10 protein-coding genes are annotated in these 13794 nt (G+C 56.2%); 2 read left to right on the top strand and 8 right to left on the bottom strand.

What is annotated here, in order from left to right; all coding sequences use genetic code 11:
- Nucleotides 1-32 precede the first annotated feature (32 nt).
- The 8 genes from A3841_RS15040 to A3841_RS15005 all read right to left on the bottom strand — a co-directional run bounded on the left by A3841_RS15040 (nt 33) and on the right by A3841_RS15005 (nt 10391).
- Entirely contained in the window at nt 33-1772 is a 1740-nt protein-coding gene (locus A3841_RS15040; RefSeq protein WP_235861429.1) for a TrkH family potassium uptake protein, read from the bottom strand.
- 215 nt (nt 1773-1987) lie between these two features.
- Nucleotides 1988-3787 carry a TrkH family potassium uptake protein gene (locus tag A3841_RS15035; protein WP_073853337.1) on the bottom strand — a complete coding sequence of 600 codons (1800 nt, stop codon included), beginning with the start codon at nt 3785-3787 and terminating at the stop codon, nt 1988-1990.
- Nucleotides 3768-4787, bottom strand: coding sequence for a bifunctional heptose 7-phosphate kinase/heptose 1-phosphate adenyltransferase (locus A3841_RS15030; RefSeq protein WP_073853335.1), 1020 nt, complete (start codon nt 4785-4787; stop codon nt 3768-3770). Before A3841_RS15030 ends, A3841_RS15035 begins: the two co-directional genes overlap by 20 nt.
- Entirely contained in the window at nt 4787-6001 is a 1215-nt protein-coding gene (locus A3841_RS15025; protein WP_073853333.1) for a pyridoxal phosphate-dependent aminotransferase, read from the bottom strand. The genes A3841_RS15030 and A3841_RS15025 overlap by 1 nt, the downstream gene beginning before the upstream one ends.
- A 150-nt stretch (nt 6002-6151) precedes the next feature.
- Nucleotides 6152-7153 (bottom strand): PorP/SprF family type IX secretion system membrane protein, encoded by a 1002-nt coding sequence (locus A3841_RS15020; protein ID WP_073853332.1) that lies wholly within the window; start codon nt 7151-7153, stop codon nt 6152-6154.
- Between the two features lie 18 nt (nt 7154-7171).
- Nucleotides 7172-9262 (bottom strand): Ig-like domain-containing protein, encoded by a 2091-nt coding sequence (locus A3841_RS15015; RefSeq protein WP_083610379.1) that lies wholly within the window; start codon nt 9260-9262, stop codon nt 7172-7174.
- Between the two features lie 214 nt (nt 9263-9476).
- Complete coding sequence (gene recR, locus A3841_RS15010; RefSeq protein ID WP_073853328.1) at nt 9477-10085, bottom strand: recombination mediator RecR; 609 nt, start codon at nt 10083-10085, stop codon at nt 9477-9479.
- Nucleotides 10086-10103: 18 nt separating this feature from the next.
- Entirely contained in the window at nt 10104-10391 is a 288-nt protein-coding gene (locus tag A3841_RS15005) for an ATP-dependent Clp protease adaptor ClpS (RefSeq protein WP_073853326.1), read from the bottom strand.
- A gap of 228 nt (nt 10392-10619) precedes the next feature.
- Between A3841_RS15005 and A3841_RS15000 the strand changes: the two genes are divergently transcribed.
- Both A3841_RS15000 and A3841_RS14995 read left to right on the top strand, forming a co-directional pair.
- On the top strand, nt 10620-12785 hold the full coding sequence (locus A3841_RS15000; protein WP_206073107.1) for a S9 family peptidase: 2166 nt from the start codon (nt 10620-10622) through the stop codon (nt 12783-12785).
- Between the two features lie 329 nt (nt 12786-13114).
- Nucleotides 13115-13660, top strand: a complete 546-nt coding sequence (locus A3841_RS14995) for a hypothetical protein (RefSeq protein WP_073853324.1) — start codon at nt 13115-13117, stop codon at nt 13658-13660.
- Nucleotides 13661-13794 lie beyond the last annotated feature (134 nt).

Genomic DNA, 13794 nt, shown 5'->3' with positions numbered 1-13794 from the left:
CCTAAACTCTTTAACTCCTAAACTCCCAAACTCTATCCTACCGGCAGGTGCGCTGAAGGGTACTTATAGTCGGTGGCAGTAGCCCTGGTGCTCAGCGCCAGGGCCAGCGTCAGGGTGCCCACCCGCCCCACGTACATGGAGAAGATCATGATGCTCTTGCCCACATCCGATAGGCCCGCCGTAATGCCCGTGCTCAGCCCCACCGTGGCAAAGGCCGACACCTGTTCTATGGCCAGGGCAATAAGGTCGTACTGCGGATCGGAGATAGTGAGCACGAAGATGAAGAAGATGTTAAAAATGGCCGCGAACGTAAATACCGTAAAGGCTTTGTAAGCCACCGAGTGCGGAATGGTGCGGCGCCCGATCTCCAGGTTGCGCTTGTTGCGCACCGTAGCCACCACCGCAAACAGGATCACCGCAAAAGTGGTGGTTTTGATACCACCGCCGGTAGAGCCCGGCGAGGCCCCGATAAACATCAACACCAGGAACATCATCAGCGTGGGCACCGAGAGGGCAGACATGTCTACCGTATTAAACCCAGCCGTGCGCGTGGTGGCCGATTGAAAGAAAGAGGCGATCAGCGCCTCCGCAAACGTCATGTCTGCGAGCGTATTGTAGTATTCCAGCAGAAAGAAGCCAATGGTGCCCAGCGCCAGCAAAGCCGATGTGGTATAGACGATCATGCGGGTCAGCAGCTTCCAGTTCCGCCAGGGGGAGGCCATCCGCTCACGCATAGCCTGGGGCGAGAAGATATCGATGATGGCCGGGAAGCCCAGCCCCCCAAAGATGATCAGCAGCGCCACCACCAGGTGCATGATATAGGAGAAGCGCACCGGCTCCGTGTAGAGCCCCTGCGGAAACAACGAGAAGCCAGCGTTACAGAAGGCGGACACCGCGTGGAAAACAGAGAAAAAGATCTTACTGCCCAGGTCGGTGAACTGCACCTCACTCCCCCACGTCATAAAGATCATTACGGCACCCAAACCCTCTATGGTGAGCGTCAGGTAAATAAGCTTTCGTAAAAGATTCTTGGTAGAGAAAAGGGATTCGCTCTCCAGTAATTCATGCATGGCCACGTGCTGCTTCACACCCACGCCCTGGCGCATAAGCGAGGCGAAGAATGTGGCGAAGGTGAGTATACCCAGGCCGCCCATCTGTATGAGCAACAGCAGCACCACCTGCCCGGCAAAGGTAAAGTAGGAGCCGGGGTCGACCACCGCAAGCCCGGTAACGCAGGAGGCGCTGGTGGCCATGAACAGGGCATCCATAAAACCTATCCCTTCCGGGGTGGTGGTCATCTTGGGCAACATCAGCAGCCCGGTTCCCAGCAGGATCAGGAGGATAAAGCTGAGCAGGAAGGTGAGCGATGGCTTGAGCTGCATTGTTTTCAGGTGTACCCTGGTCTCCAGCAGTTCCACGAGCAGGAACACCAGCATGTACATGGAGATGCTCACGCGGTACCACTCCACCGAAAGCGGAATGCCCATACTTCCAAACACGCTGTAGATCAGCGGAATCCCAAAGCCGTAGGTCAGGAGCTCGTTCAGGAACACGATTCCCATCAATATTCCCTCAAACCAGGTGCGCCTGAGAAACTTTCTACGCTCAAAAGTATAAAGTATCCGCAGCAGGTAGAGGATGACAAAAGTGACCAGGATACCATCGATGGCGCGGTAAAGCAGGCTGAGCTGTGCCTGGTCCTCCACCACGCCGTGCGCCAGAACAAGCAGTCCGATGGCCAGTATGGTCAGGGTGTACGTTATCCGGCGCATAATTTTATACGCCGTGAGCTTACTCCCATACAATGCCCTGTTTAGCGACTCTGTATTCATACCTCGTAATTACCTCTCTGCAGCTGGTTTATACTTGCCTGGCTGCGGAAGGAACCGACAAATCTATAACATGATTTACAAAGCCCTTAAATTTCAGCAATAAATCTTCCGAAAAAATGCAGCGGCCTGGCTTGCCAGCGGTAGTTTCAGCAGCCTTATCCAACCGCCAGGTGCGCCTCCGGATACTTATAGCCCTTAATGCTGGCCCGCGTGCTCAGCGCCAGCGCCAGCGTGAGCGTACCTACCCTGCCTACGTACATCGACAGCAGTATGATAAGCTTCCCTGCGTCAGAAAGGCCGGCTGTTATACCTGTGCTCAGGCCCACCGTGCCAAACGCCGATACCTGCTCAAAAACCAACTGGAGGATTTCGAACTGCGCATCGGTGATGGAGAGAAGAAATATGCAGAGCAGGTTGATTACCGCGGCAAAGGTAAAGACCGAGAAGGCCTTATAAGAGATGGAGTGGGGAATGGTGCGGTGGCCGATCTCCAGGTTCTCACGGCCCCTGATGGTAGTGGCCACTGACAGTATGATGACGGCAAACGTGGTGGTTTTAATGCCTCCGCCCATGGAGCCCGGCGACGCGCCGATAAACATCAGGAACAGGAACAGCAGGATAGTGGGCGTGTTGAGCAGCGAGATATCCACCGTATGATAGCCGCCGGAACGCGTGGTAACGGACTGGAAGAAAGACGTAACGAGCGCCTCCGGAAAGCTGAGGCTGGCCAGCGTGTTGTAATACTCCAGCAGGAAGAAAGCGACCGTACCCAGCGTGAGTAGCGCCGCAGAAGTATAAAGGGTAACACGCGTGAGCAGCTTCCAGTTACGCCACGGGGCCGCCATTCGCCTGCGCATCGACGAGGGCGAGAATATATCGAGCATGGTCGGGAAACCGAGCCCCCCAAGTATGATCAGAGCGGCGATGGTCAGGTGCATCACGTAGCCGATGCGCAGCGGCTGGGTGTAAAGCCCCTCCGGGAAAAGCGAGAAGCCGGCGTTGCAGAACCCGTTTACGGAATGGAAAACAGAGTAGAAGATCTTACTGCCCAGGTTCGAGAACTGTACCTCCGGGCTCCAGGTGGCAAAGATAATGACAGCCCCGATCGCCTCAATGGTAAGCGTGAGGGTGATAAGCTTGCTCAGTAGACCTTTGGCCGACAGCAGCGACTCGCTATCCATGATCTGGTGCAAGGCTACGTGCTGCTTTATCCCCATCCCTTGCCGCATGAGCGAGGCGAAGAACGTGGCGAAGGTCATCACGCCCAACCCGCCCAACTGCACCAGCACCAGCAGCAGCACCTGGCCCGACAGCGTGAAATAAGTACCCGGGTCGACCACCACCAGCCCGGTAATGCAGGAGGCGCTGGTGGCCATAAACAGGGCATCGATAAAACGCATGCCGTCCGGTGTGGTAGTCATCTTGGGCAGCATAAACAGCCCGGTGCCTATACTGATAAGGGTGATAAAGCTGAGCAGGAAGGTAATGCCGGGCTTTAGCTGCAGCGTTTTCAGGTGCACCCTGGTTTCCAGCAGCTCTATGAGCAGCAGCAACAGCATGTACAGCGACACGCTTGCCCGGTACAGCTCCACCGACAAGGGAATACCTATGCTGTCGAAGATGTTGTAAATGACGGGAATGCCGAGCACATAGGTGCTGAACTCGTTGATAAAGACTACCAGCATCAACAGCCCCTCGAACCAGGTGCGCCGCAGGAATTTCTCCCGCTCAAAGGCATACAGGATACGCAGCAGATAGATCGCCACGAACACCGCCAGAATGCCGTCGATGGCATAGAACAACTTCTGGAGTATGGCAGGATCCTTTACTACGCCATGGGCATACAGTAGAATACCCACCGCAAGTATGGTGAGTATATAGGTGGTATACCGCATCAGGGCATACACCTTTAGCTTGCTGCCGTAAAGAAACCTGTTAAGCGACTCGGTGTTCATGCGTCTTAAACAGCCCTATACGCAGTGCCTCCTCAAACAGTCGCTGCCTGTCTACAGGCACCACGCCAACTTGTTCGCATACAAGGCCACCGCCCAGGTTGCTAAGGCCAGCCATAAAGGGCAGGGAGGTTTTAAGCGCCATACACAGCGCGGCTATACTTATCACGGTGTCTCCGGCACCGGACACGTCGGATATGGAGCGGCGGTGCGCCCCGATGTAGGTTTTCTCGGCCCCATCAGCCACGAACACGCCCCGCTCCGATAAGGTTACCAGTACCTGCTTTACCTGCAGGCGCTGCTGCAGCTCTTCTACCGCATCCTCAAAGGCGGGCAGGTTCTCATCGGCAAACTCGGCTTTCAGGCCTTCCTTCAGCTCCTTCAGGTTCGGTTTGAAAAGCGTGCAGCCCACATAGCTCAGGAAGTTCTTCTTCTTCGGGTCGATCACGCTCGGCACCCCGTGCTGGTTTGCCAGCTCCAGGAAGCGCCTGATGTTCTGCTCCGAGAAAACGCCCTTGTCGTAGTCCTCGAAGATCACCACATCGGCCTGCCCGAGCAGCTGCAGAAAACGCTCCTCCAGGTGGCGCTCCTCGTAATCGATCAGGTTGTGCTCGATCTCGGCATCTACGCGCAGCAGTTGCTGTCCGCCGGCAATAATGCGGTGCTTAATGGTGGTTACCCGCTCCGGGCTCTGCACAATGCCCTCTGTGGGCAAGCCTTTCTCCTCCATCAGGCGCAGGTAATCGGCCCCGTCCTTGTCATCGCCTATAACGGAGCAGAGCAGCGGCAGGGCGCCCATGGCCTGTACGTTCAGTGCCACGTTGGCGGCACCGCCCAGTCGCTTCTCCCGCTTCACCACGTTCACGATCGGCACCGGTGCCTCCGGCGAGATGCGCGAGGTTTTGCCCCACAGGTAGGAGTCGATCATCACATCGCCCACCACCAGCACCTTCAGGCGGTCAAAGGCCTCAAAAATATCTTCTAAGCTATTAAATTGGTTCATTACTGCAGTTTTGCGAGGCTGTCCTTGATGCGGCGCATCGCCTCCGTCAGTTTCTCGTCGGAGGCGGCGAAAGAGAAGCGGATGCACTGCGGCGCCCCGAATGCCTCGCCGCTTACCACGGCCACATGCGCATCGCTAAGTATAAACATGCTCAGGTCTTCGGCATTTTCCATCACCTTATCCTCGAACCGCTTGCCAAAGTATGCGCTGACGTCCGGGAAGATGTAAAAGGCGCCGTTTGGCAAATAGGTCTTAAACCCGGGGATGCCGTTCATCAGGTCCAGCACCAGGTCGCGGCGGCGGCGGTAGGCCTCAGCCATCTCCAGGGCGCTGGCGTTGCCGCCTTTCAGGGCAGCAGCGGCGGCTTTCTGGGCGATGGAGCAGGTGCCGGAGGTGATCTGGCTCTGCATCTTATCGCAGGCAGAGGCAATCTCGCGGGTGGCGGCCAGGTAGCCAACGCGCCAGCCTGTCATGGCGTAGCCTTTTGAGAAGCCGTTCACCGTCACCACGCGGTCGCGGATAGACTCGATGCGGGCCATACTGAAGTGTTTGCCGCCAAAGTTGATGTACTCGTAGATCTCATCGGCAATGACGTGCACCTGCGGATACTTCTCCAGCACGCGGGCAATGGCCCGAAGCTCCTCCTCTTCGAACACGGCGCCGGTAGGGTTGCACGGCGAGGAGTACATCACCAGCTTGGTGTTGCTCGTGATGGCCTTCTCCAGTTGCTCGGCAGTAACCTTGTAGTCGTTCTCGAGGCGGCCCATTACCGGCACCGGCACTCCCTCCGCCAGTTTCACGATCTCCTCGTAAGACACCCAGTACGGCGAGAAGATCACCACCTCATCGCCCGGATTTACCAGGCACAGCACCGCGTTGGCTATACTTTGCTTGGCTCCCGTGGATACCACGATCTGGTCCGGGGCATAGTCCAGGTTGTTGTCGCGCTTAAACTTTTTGGAGATTTCCTCGCGCAGCTCCAGGTAGCCGGGCACCGGGGTGTAGAAGGTAAACCCATCATCAATGGCCTGCTTGGCGGCGTCTTTTATGTACTGGGGCGTCTGGAAATCGGGCTCTCCAAAGCTCAGGTTGATCACATCGTAACCCTTGGAGGCCAGCTCGCGGGCTTTTTTGGCCATGGCGATGGTCTGAGACTCAGCCAGGGACATTATTCTATCAGAAAGGACGGCTTTCGCTTCTGCTGTTTCTTGCATATGCTTCGAGTTAAGCAGGCAATTTACTCATAAAGCAACAGACTTTCCAGTAACAGAAGGGAATATCAACCTGAATGATTCTCAGATGATGAAAGGGATGTATAAAGTATAAAAAACAAGCGTTTGCGTAGTATGAGCGGTGTTAGGACATCACCACAAATTCTGCGGACAAAGCACCCTGGCCTTGTTGAAAATGCGCATACCTAGCACGACCTCATGGTTACCATTGCCCATACCGAAGTTGGCAGGCACGCCCCTGTCGTAAGCATAACCCAGGTCAAAAATGTGGTTGATGGTAACCCCCGCCAGCACCGCGTAGTTCCCGTTCTGCCGGTAGGAGCCACCCACCCACAGCCGGTCCTGGTACACGGCGCGCAGGTTAAAGTCTACGGCTCCGGGCAAGGGTTGCAGCCACATCAGCATAATGGATGGCACCAGGCTGATCTCCTCCGTCACGCTAAAGCGGTAAGCCCCGGTCAGGAAATAGTGCTCGTACAGCAGGTTGCGGTCGTCTACAGCGTTATCAAAGTTAACCGAGTTGCCCAGCAGCTGCGCCCCTGAGGTGCCGATGTAGAAGTTGCTGCCGTAGAGCCACAGCCCCGCCGAGAGGTTCGGCTTTACCATGTTCCAGTCTGCTTTTGCCGCATCTCCTGGGTTGGCGAAGTGAAGCTCATCGGCGCGCTGCCGCTGCTGTATCAGGCCGGCGCCTATGCCTCCGGAGAGCCGCACATCCCGGGAAAGAGCCAGATGATAGGCATACGCCATACTTGCCTCCGTGCGATGGAAAGCGCCCAACTTGTCGTGCACGGCCAGTATGCCAATGCCATGGTGTGCCCTGAACTGTTCGCTGATGCGCCCGCCGTTGTTCTTGCCTCCAAACGAGGGGGCCCGGCGGCCCGAGCCTTTCCGTCCTCCCCTGGAAGTATAGCCGATCGGCGCGTGGGCACTGAGGTAATAGGTGGTAGGCTCCCCCTCCACCCCGGACATGGCCGAACGGCTGCCCACCTTCACATCGGCATACTCCTCTATGCCCGCAATGGCAGGGTTCAGCAGGTAGTTATTGATCGTGTACTGGCTGTACTGCGGCTTCTGCTGCGCCAGCAGCAGAAAAGGCAAGAGGCAAAAAAGGAGAAGCGGTAGAAGTCGTTTCATAGGCAGGAGAATAAACTCTTAGTTCACGATGTTGAGGTAGCCGGTAAATTTGGCCTTGCCCGGAACGGTCACCACGTAGAAGTAGGTGCTGACGGGCAGGGCGGCGCCCCTGTAGGTGCCCGTCCACTCGTTTCGGTAGTCGGAGCGCTCGTAGACCAGGCTCCCCCAGCGGTTGTAGACCTCTATTTTGGCCTGCGGGTAAAACTCAATATTGCGGATCTCCCAGGTATCGTTCACTCCATCCCCGTTGGGCGAGAACGCATTGGGAATCTCGAGCAGCTGCCGCACGTTCACCACCACGCTTGTGGTATCTTCGCAGCCTTCCTCGTTGCGTACGGTTAAGGTATAGCGGGTGGTCTTGTCGGGCTTGGCGACTGGGGTGGCACTGGCGGGATCATCCAATCCCGCGGCGGGGCTCCAGGTAAAGCTCGCGCCGCCGCTGCCCAGCAGGCGGGTGCTATCGCCGGCTTCAATCTCCAAATCCTGCACACTGGCCGAGGCCACCGGCCGTGGGTACACGAACGCTTGTACCGGCACCCGCTCTGTTTCGCAGCCGTTCCGCACCACCGACACGTAGTAAGTCCGTGACTTTTGCAGCGAAGGCGTTTCGAACTCGGCTGCGGTGGCTCCCGCTATGGCTGTGGCAGAATGGGTGTCTTCATACCAGCGAAACTCCCCGTTGGCGCCGCCTATGGCCGAGAGCAGCACCTTGCCAGGCCCGCAGGACACGCCATCGTGCGCCACCGGGGTTTCAGGTGCAGGCCATACCGTTACTTTTATACTATTGGAGGACACGGTGGAGCCGCACTCATTCTCAAGTTTCAATGTATACACACCTTTTGTAGTTGCCTGCAGAGTAGAGGAGCCGCTTTCTACTTCCTTCCCATCGCGCAGCCACACGTAGGTTACGCCTTTATAGGCAGTCACACCGGATATTTCCACGGCACCTCCCTGGCAAAACTCCAGCGGCCCTTTGGCCTCTATGGCGGCCACCTCAGGCTTTGTGTTGATGATGGCCTCCACCGGCACGCGCTCGCTTTCGCACTGCCCGTTGGTAACGGCGACATAGTAGGTCGTGGAACTGGAGAGCAGAGGTGTGGTGAAGGAAGGTCCGTTAGCGCCTGCGATGGCCACGCCGCCCTTCGCGGAAGTATACCACCGGTACATGCCGTTCTTGCCGCCGGAGGCACTCAAGGTAAGGGAGGATTTGGTGCAGCCCACCACCTTCTCGGCAGCGGGAGCCTCGGGCAAGCCAAGCAACTCCACCTGCAGGCTGTTGCTGCTCCGGAAAGTGCCGCACTGGCTGGTGATCTCGGCGGTATAAGTGCCGGCCTCGGTCGCCTGCAGCGTATGGCTGTCGCCGCCGCTAATGGCTTTGCCATCCCGGAACCAGGCGTAGGTCACGTTTTTTACCTCCGGCACCGACAGCTTTACACTGCCTCCCCTGCAGAACACGAGCTTGCCGGCAGCCTGCACTCCAAAGGCAGGCAGGGGCTGCTGGATCACGAACTCTACCTTATTGGAGCTGCGCACGTAGCCGCAGAAGTTGGAAAGCTCCACGGTATACACGCCAGCCTCTGTCGCCGTAAACTCATTCGATTTATCATACACTAGCACCCCGTCCTTTTTCCAGATGTAGGCCGCCCCTTCCTGCTCCTCCACCCGCATGGCTATACTTCCTTTCGCGCAGACCACCAGCGGTTCGGTGTACTCAATTTTGGGTGCTTTCAGCCTGGCAGACACCACTACCTCCAGCGTGTCTGATTTTCCGAGGCAGTCATTCTCATCTACCACTTCCACAAAATAAGCCCCCGTTTGGGTAACGGTGATGGACCTGGAGGTGGCGCCGTTGCTCCACTTGTAGCTCTTGCCTGCGCTTGCCGTGAGCAGCACGCTACCCCCGGCGCAAATTGTGGGAGGGCCGTTCAGTGTGATCTTTGGCTTTACAGCTGTCGAGCAGGGGGTAACCTCCAGGGCACGCGGCATCACTCCTGCTACGCCAGCACGGGCAGAGAATGTGCAGAAACCAAGGATCAGAAACAAAACAACAGGCAAAAGCAGCGGATACCTGAATCCGGCTCTTAAAACAGGTAAAGGTGATGCTTTCATAGGCACCAATGGCTATACTATAGATTACGTCCTATACATACTTATTTACCTTACATTAGGTTCCAATCAAACATTATTTATAAATAAAATATCCGGCTAAAAAACTAATTATAAAATATGTATATGTTAATTTAAGGATGCGGAGAAACACATGAAAGAACACAAAAAAGGCTGCAGAGGGTTTCTGCAGCCTTTCCTGTAAGTTGGATACTTTTTATACTTTGCCGTAAGCCGTACGCTCCACTATACTTCTGCCAAGCGTAATCTCGTCGGTATACTCCAGTTCACCGCCCACCGGCACCCCACGGGCAATGGTGGTAATGCGCAGGTCGAAGTCGCGGAGCTTGCGGGTGAGGTAAAAGGCCGTGGTGTCGCCTTCCATGGTGGGGCTGATGGCCAGCAGAATCTCCCTCACTTCGGAGGCAGGCAGGCGCTCCAGCAGCGAGTCGATGTACAGGTCTGAGGGACCAATGCCCTCGATGGGGGAGATGACGCCGCCCAGCACGTGGTACAGTCCTTTATATTGGGAGGTGTTCTCAATGGCAATCACATCGCGGATGTCGCTGACCACGCACAGCAGGCTGCGGTCGCGGAGCGGGTTGGCGCAGATCGAGCAAACCTCGGTATCGGAGATGTTGTGGCACTCCTTGCAGTGCTTCACCTCGGTGCGCATTTTCACGAGCGCCTCGGCCAGCGAGAGCGTGTCCTCCGACTCATGCTTGAGCAGGTGCAGGGCCAGGCGGAGTGCCGTTTTGCGGCCTACACCGGGCAGCTTGGCCAGCTCCTCTACGGCGTTCTCAATTAACTTAGAAGGAAAATTCATCTAAACGTAGCTCCTCCTCTACTCTATGTCCGCCGAAAGGTCCTTGTCGTGCAGGGCGGTGCACATGCCCTTCAGCTCTTCAAACGAACCTACTTTTACGGTGCACTTGCCCTTGTAGTGGATCAGCATGGTGCACTGCTCCGCCTGCTCTGCTGTGTGGCCGCATACTTTGATGAGCGTGTCGATGACATGATCGAACGTGTTCACGTCGTCGTTGTAGACCACCAGGTTGCGCAGGTCGGTGGTCTCCTCGAGCACCGCGACGTCAAATTCCTCTTTATGAAAAATATCTGTATCCCAATTCATACTGCAAAATTACTAAATTCTACCCATTAAAAGAAGTTCGGCGCCTAAGTATAACACCATGTTAAAGGATGTTTTATACTTGCCGGGGCTATGGTTTTTAACAAACGGGAGCCTGGTATGATTCCCGTTTTGCGGTTATACTTTGGCAGCTACGGGCGTTCGTTTTTTGTAAAAAAGGCAGATTAAGTGTTTCTTGCATCCTCATTTTTACATAGTTTATACTTATAGATGATGCTTATTTCATACTTGCAAAAGCGGCTGTGCCTGCTCCTGCTGCTTGTGGTAGCCACCGTGCCGCTACAGGCCCAGGACAAGGTGCTGACCATGGAGGACGCCGTGATCAACCCGGCCCTGCAGCCCCAGAACCTGCGCCAGCTTGGCTGGGTGGCCAACACCAGCGACTTCACCTACATCAAGGCAGGCAACGGCAACCAGGCGCTCGTGCGCGGCAACGCCACCTCCACCAAACAGCAGGACATCCTGACGCTGGAGCAGCTGAACGCCGCCGTAATGGCCGTAGGCGTAGACAAGCTCAACAGCTTCCCGACACTGTACTGGCGCGATGGCAGCAACTTTTTGATGGACGTGCAGAACCGAATCATCGGCTATGACCTCAAATCCGGCAAGGCGCGCGTCACCATTACTTATGCCAAAGAGGCCGAGAACAAAGAGCTGGACCCGACCATGCAGCGCCTGGCTTACACCAAAGGCAATAATTTATACTTGTCGGCACCGGGCAAGGAGGATATGGCGATAACCAAAGAGGAGAACGCAGGCATTGTGAACGGACAGGCGGCGCACCGCTCTGAGTTTGGTATCAGCAAAGGCACCTTCTGGTCGCCGGCGGGTAGCAAGCTGGCCTTTTACCGCATGGACCAAAGTATGGTAACCGATTACCCGCTGGTGGATGTGGCCCCGCTGCCGGCGCAGCTCAACAATATCAAATATCCCATGGCGGGCGGCAAGAGCCACCACGTGACGGTGGGGGTGTACGATGTGGCGTCCGGCAAAACCATTTACCTACAGACCGGCGAGCCGGCCGAGCAGTACCTGACCAACATCACCTGGAGCCCCGACGAGAAGCACATTTACATCGCTGTGCTCAACCGCAACCAAAACCACCTGAAGCTCAACCGCTACAACGCCCAGACCGGCGCATTTGAGAAAACGCTGCTGGAGGAGAAACACGAGAAGTATGTGGAGCCGGAGCACGGCTTATACTTTGTACCAGGCAAACCCGACCAGTTTGTGCGGGTGAGCGAGCGCACCGGTTTCGACCATTTATACTTGTACAACACCAGCGGAAAGCAGCTGCGCCAACTTACCAAGGGCGATTGGATGGTAACCAACATCCACGGTTTCAGCAAGAAGGGCGATGAGCTATACTATACTTCAACGGCCGAAAGCCCACTGGAGCGCCATATCTACGCGGTGAGCCTGCGCAACGGCAAAAGCCGCCGCCTGTCGCAGGGCAGCGGCGTGCACAGCGCCCAGCTCAGCCCCGACGCCAGGTATATCATCGACAACTACAGCAGCCAGGAAGTACCGCGCAAGATTCAGATCCTGAATACGCATGGCAAAGTAGAGCAAACGCTGCTGACGGCCACCAACCCGCTTACCGCTTACAAGCTGGGCGAGACTACTATTTTCCCGATTAAGGCCGAGGACGGCACCGAACTGTACGCCCGCATGATCACGCCCCCGAACATGGACAAGAGCAAGAAATACCCGGTGGTGGTGTATGTGTACGGCGGTCCGCACGTGCAGCTGGTGACCAACAGCTGGCTGGGTGGCGCCAACCTTTGGATGCACCTGATGGCGCAGAAAGGCTACATCGTCTTCACCCTCGACTCGCGCGGCTCCGGCGACAGGGGCCTGGCCTTTGAACAGGCCACCTTCCGCCAGTTGGGCATTGTGGAGATGCAGGACCAGCTGCGTGGCGTGGAGTACCTCAAATCGCTGCCTTATGTGGATGGCGCGCGCCTGGGCGTGCATGGCTGGAGCTACGGCGGCTTTATGACCACCTCGCTCATGACACGCCACCCGGGCGTGTTCAAGGTGGGTGTGGCCGGCGGCCCGGTCATCGACTGGAAATATTACGAGGTGATGTACACTGAGCGCTACATGGACTCGCCGGAGCAGAACCCGAAAGGCTACGAAGATGCCAACCTGCTCAACCACGTAAAAAACCTGCAGGGCAAGCTGCTCATGATCCACGGCACGGTGGACGACGTGGTGGTGTGGCAGCACAGCCTGTCCTTCCTTAAAAAGGCTGTAGACGAGGGCATCCTGCTCGACTACTTCGTGTACCCGGGCCACCCGCACAACGTGCGGGGCAAGGACCGTGTGCACCTGATGCGCAAGGTGACGCAGTACTTTGACGATAACCTCTAAAGTATAAAATGAGAACGGCTCTGAGCATATCGGCGCCGTTCTCATTTTATACTTAGGACAAAGGATTTCCAGATAATAGACCTTTAGACAAAGGACAAAAGACTTTAAAAGTACCGGTGCCCTCGCTCGCCTCCAGCGAGTGTGCGCTATCTGATGGCGTCCCGCCACTTATACTTATACTTAAAACGGCCAGAGGCCGCGCTATACCGCACATCCCGAAAGCAATCGGGACGAGGGCGTTTAGTGCTAATGCGTGGCAGGAAGTATACTTTCCCCTAAACCCCTGAATTGCGTACCTTTGCAGCAGATTTATACTTTACCTTTACCCTATGCCAGCCGTATCACCCGCCTTTCGCCAGGCCGTCAAGCAACTGAGCGATAAAGAAAAGGAAGCCATTATACTTCGTGCCGCCCGCCGCGATGCCGAGTTGTATGATATTCTGAAGTATGAGTTGCTGGAGGAGGTAACGCTGGAGGAAGTGTATGAGGAGGCAGCCGACAAGATCAACGAGCTGCTCATCAATGCCAGCGGCCGCAGCCTCGCCAAAGCCTTAACCAAGGCCCTCCGCAAGGCTATAAAAGAAATTGCCCGCCTCAAGCGCATCACCAAGGATCCGAAGGCGGAGGCAGACCTGCATCTTTATACGTTGCGCCTCATCTTTGATAACTTCACCGGTCAGTTCGACAGCTACTACAAGGGCTTCTACACGGCCACGGCGCGCCTGCTGCTGCGCACCATCCAGCTCATCCGCAAAAACCTGCATGAGGACTACCACCTGGAATACAAAGCCGAGATCGACGAGTTTCTGCAGCAGCTCCACAGCCGCCCCAAGCACCTGACCGTGCCCCTGCCGAAGGAGTTTGAGATGGAGTAGGTTTTAATTTTGAATGAGTTAAGGAGTGATTGAGTGAATGGATAATTCAACCTGCCTTCGTCCCGAATGCTTTCGGGATAAGCGGTTTCTGGTGGCTCCACACCGTGTTACACACCAAGTACAAAGTTAAGGCT

The organism is Pontibacter flavimaris, assembly GCF_001907195.1.
Taxonomy (GTDB): domain Bacteria; phylum Bacteroidota; class Bacteroidia; order Cytophagales; family Hymenobacteraceae; genus Pontibacter; species Pontibacter flavimaris.
The sequence above is the reverse complement of the archived record's forward strand: the minus strand, read 5'-3'. Positions and strand labels throughout refer to the sequence as shown.

What these genes read in the sequence shown, in the direction of transcription:
- A3841_RS15040 (WP_235861429.1), bottom strand. Translation starts at nt 1,772, where the DNA reads ATGCGCCGGATAACGTACACCCTGACCATACTGGCCATCGGACTGCTT.
- A3841_RS15035 (WP_073853337.1), bottom strand. Translation starts at nt 3,787, where the DNA reads ATGAACACCGAGTCGCTTAACAGGTTTCTTTACGGCAGCAAGCTAAAG.
- A3841_RS15030 (WP_073853335.1), bottom strand. Translation starts at nt 4,787, where the DNA reads ATGAACCAATTTAATAGCTTAGAAGATATTTTTGAGGCCTTTGACCGC.
- A3841_RS15025 (WP_073853333.1), bottom strand. Translation starts at nt 6,001, where the DNA reads ATGCAAGAAACAGCAGAAGCGAAAGCCGTCCTTTCTGATAGAATAATG.
- A3841_RS15020 (WP_073853332.1), bottom strand. Translation starts at nt 7,153, where the DNA reads ATGAAACGACTTCTACCGCTTCTCCTTTTTTGCCTCTTGCCTTTTCTG.
- A3841_RS15015 (WP_083610379.1), bottom strand. Translation starts at nt 9,262, where the DNA reads ATGAAAGCATCACCTTTACCTGTTTTAAGAGCCGGATTCAGGTATCCG.
- recR (WP_073853328.1), bottom strand. Translation starts at nt 10,085, where the DNA reads ATGAATTTTCCTTCTAAGTTAATTGAGAACGCCGTAGAGGAGCTGGCC.
- A3841_RS15005 (WP_073853326.1), bottom strand. Translation starts at nt 10,391, where the DNA reads ATGAATTGGGATACAGATATTTTTCATAAAGAGGAATTTGACGTCGCG.
- A3841_RS15000 (WP_206073107.1), top strand. Translation starts at nt 10,620, where the DNA reads ATGATGCTTATTTCATACTTGCAAAAGCGGCTGTGCCTGCTCCTGCTG.
- A3841_RS14995 (WP_073853324.1), top strand. Translation starts at nt 13,115, where the DNA reads ATGCCAGCCGTATCACCCGCCTTTCGCCAGGCCGTCAAGCAACTGAGC.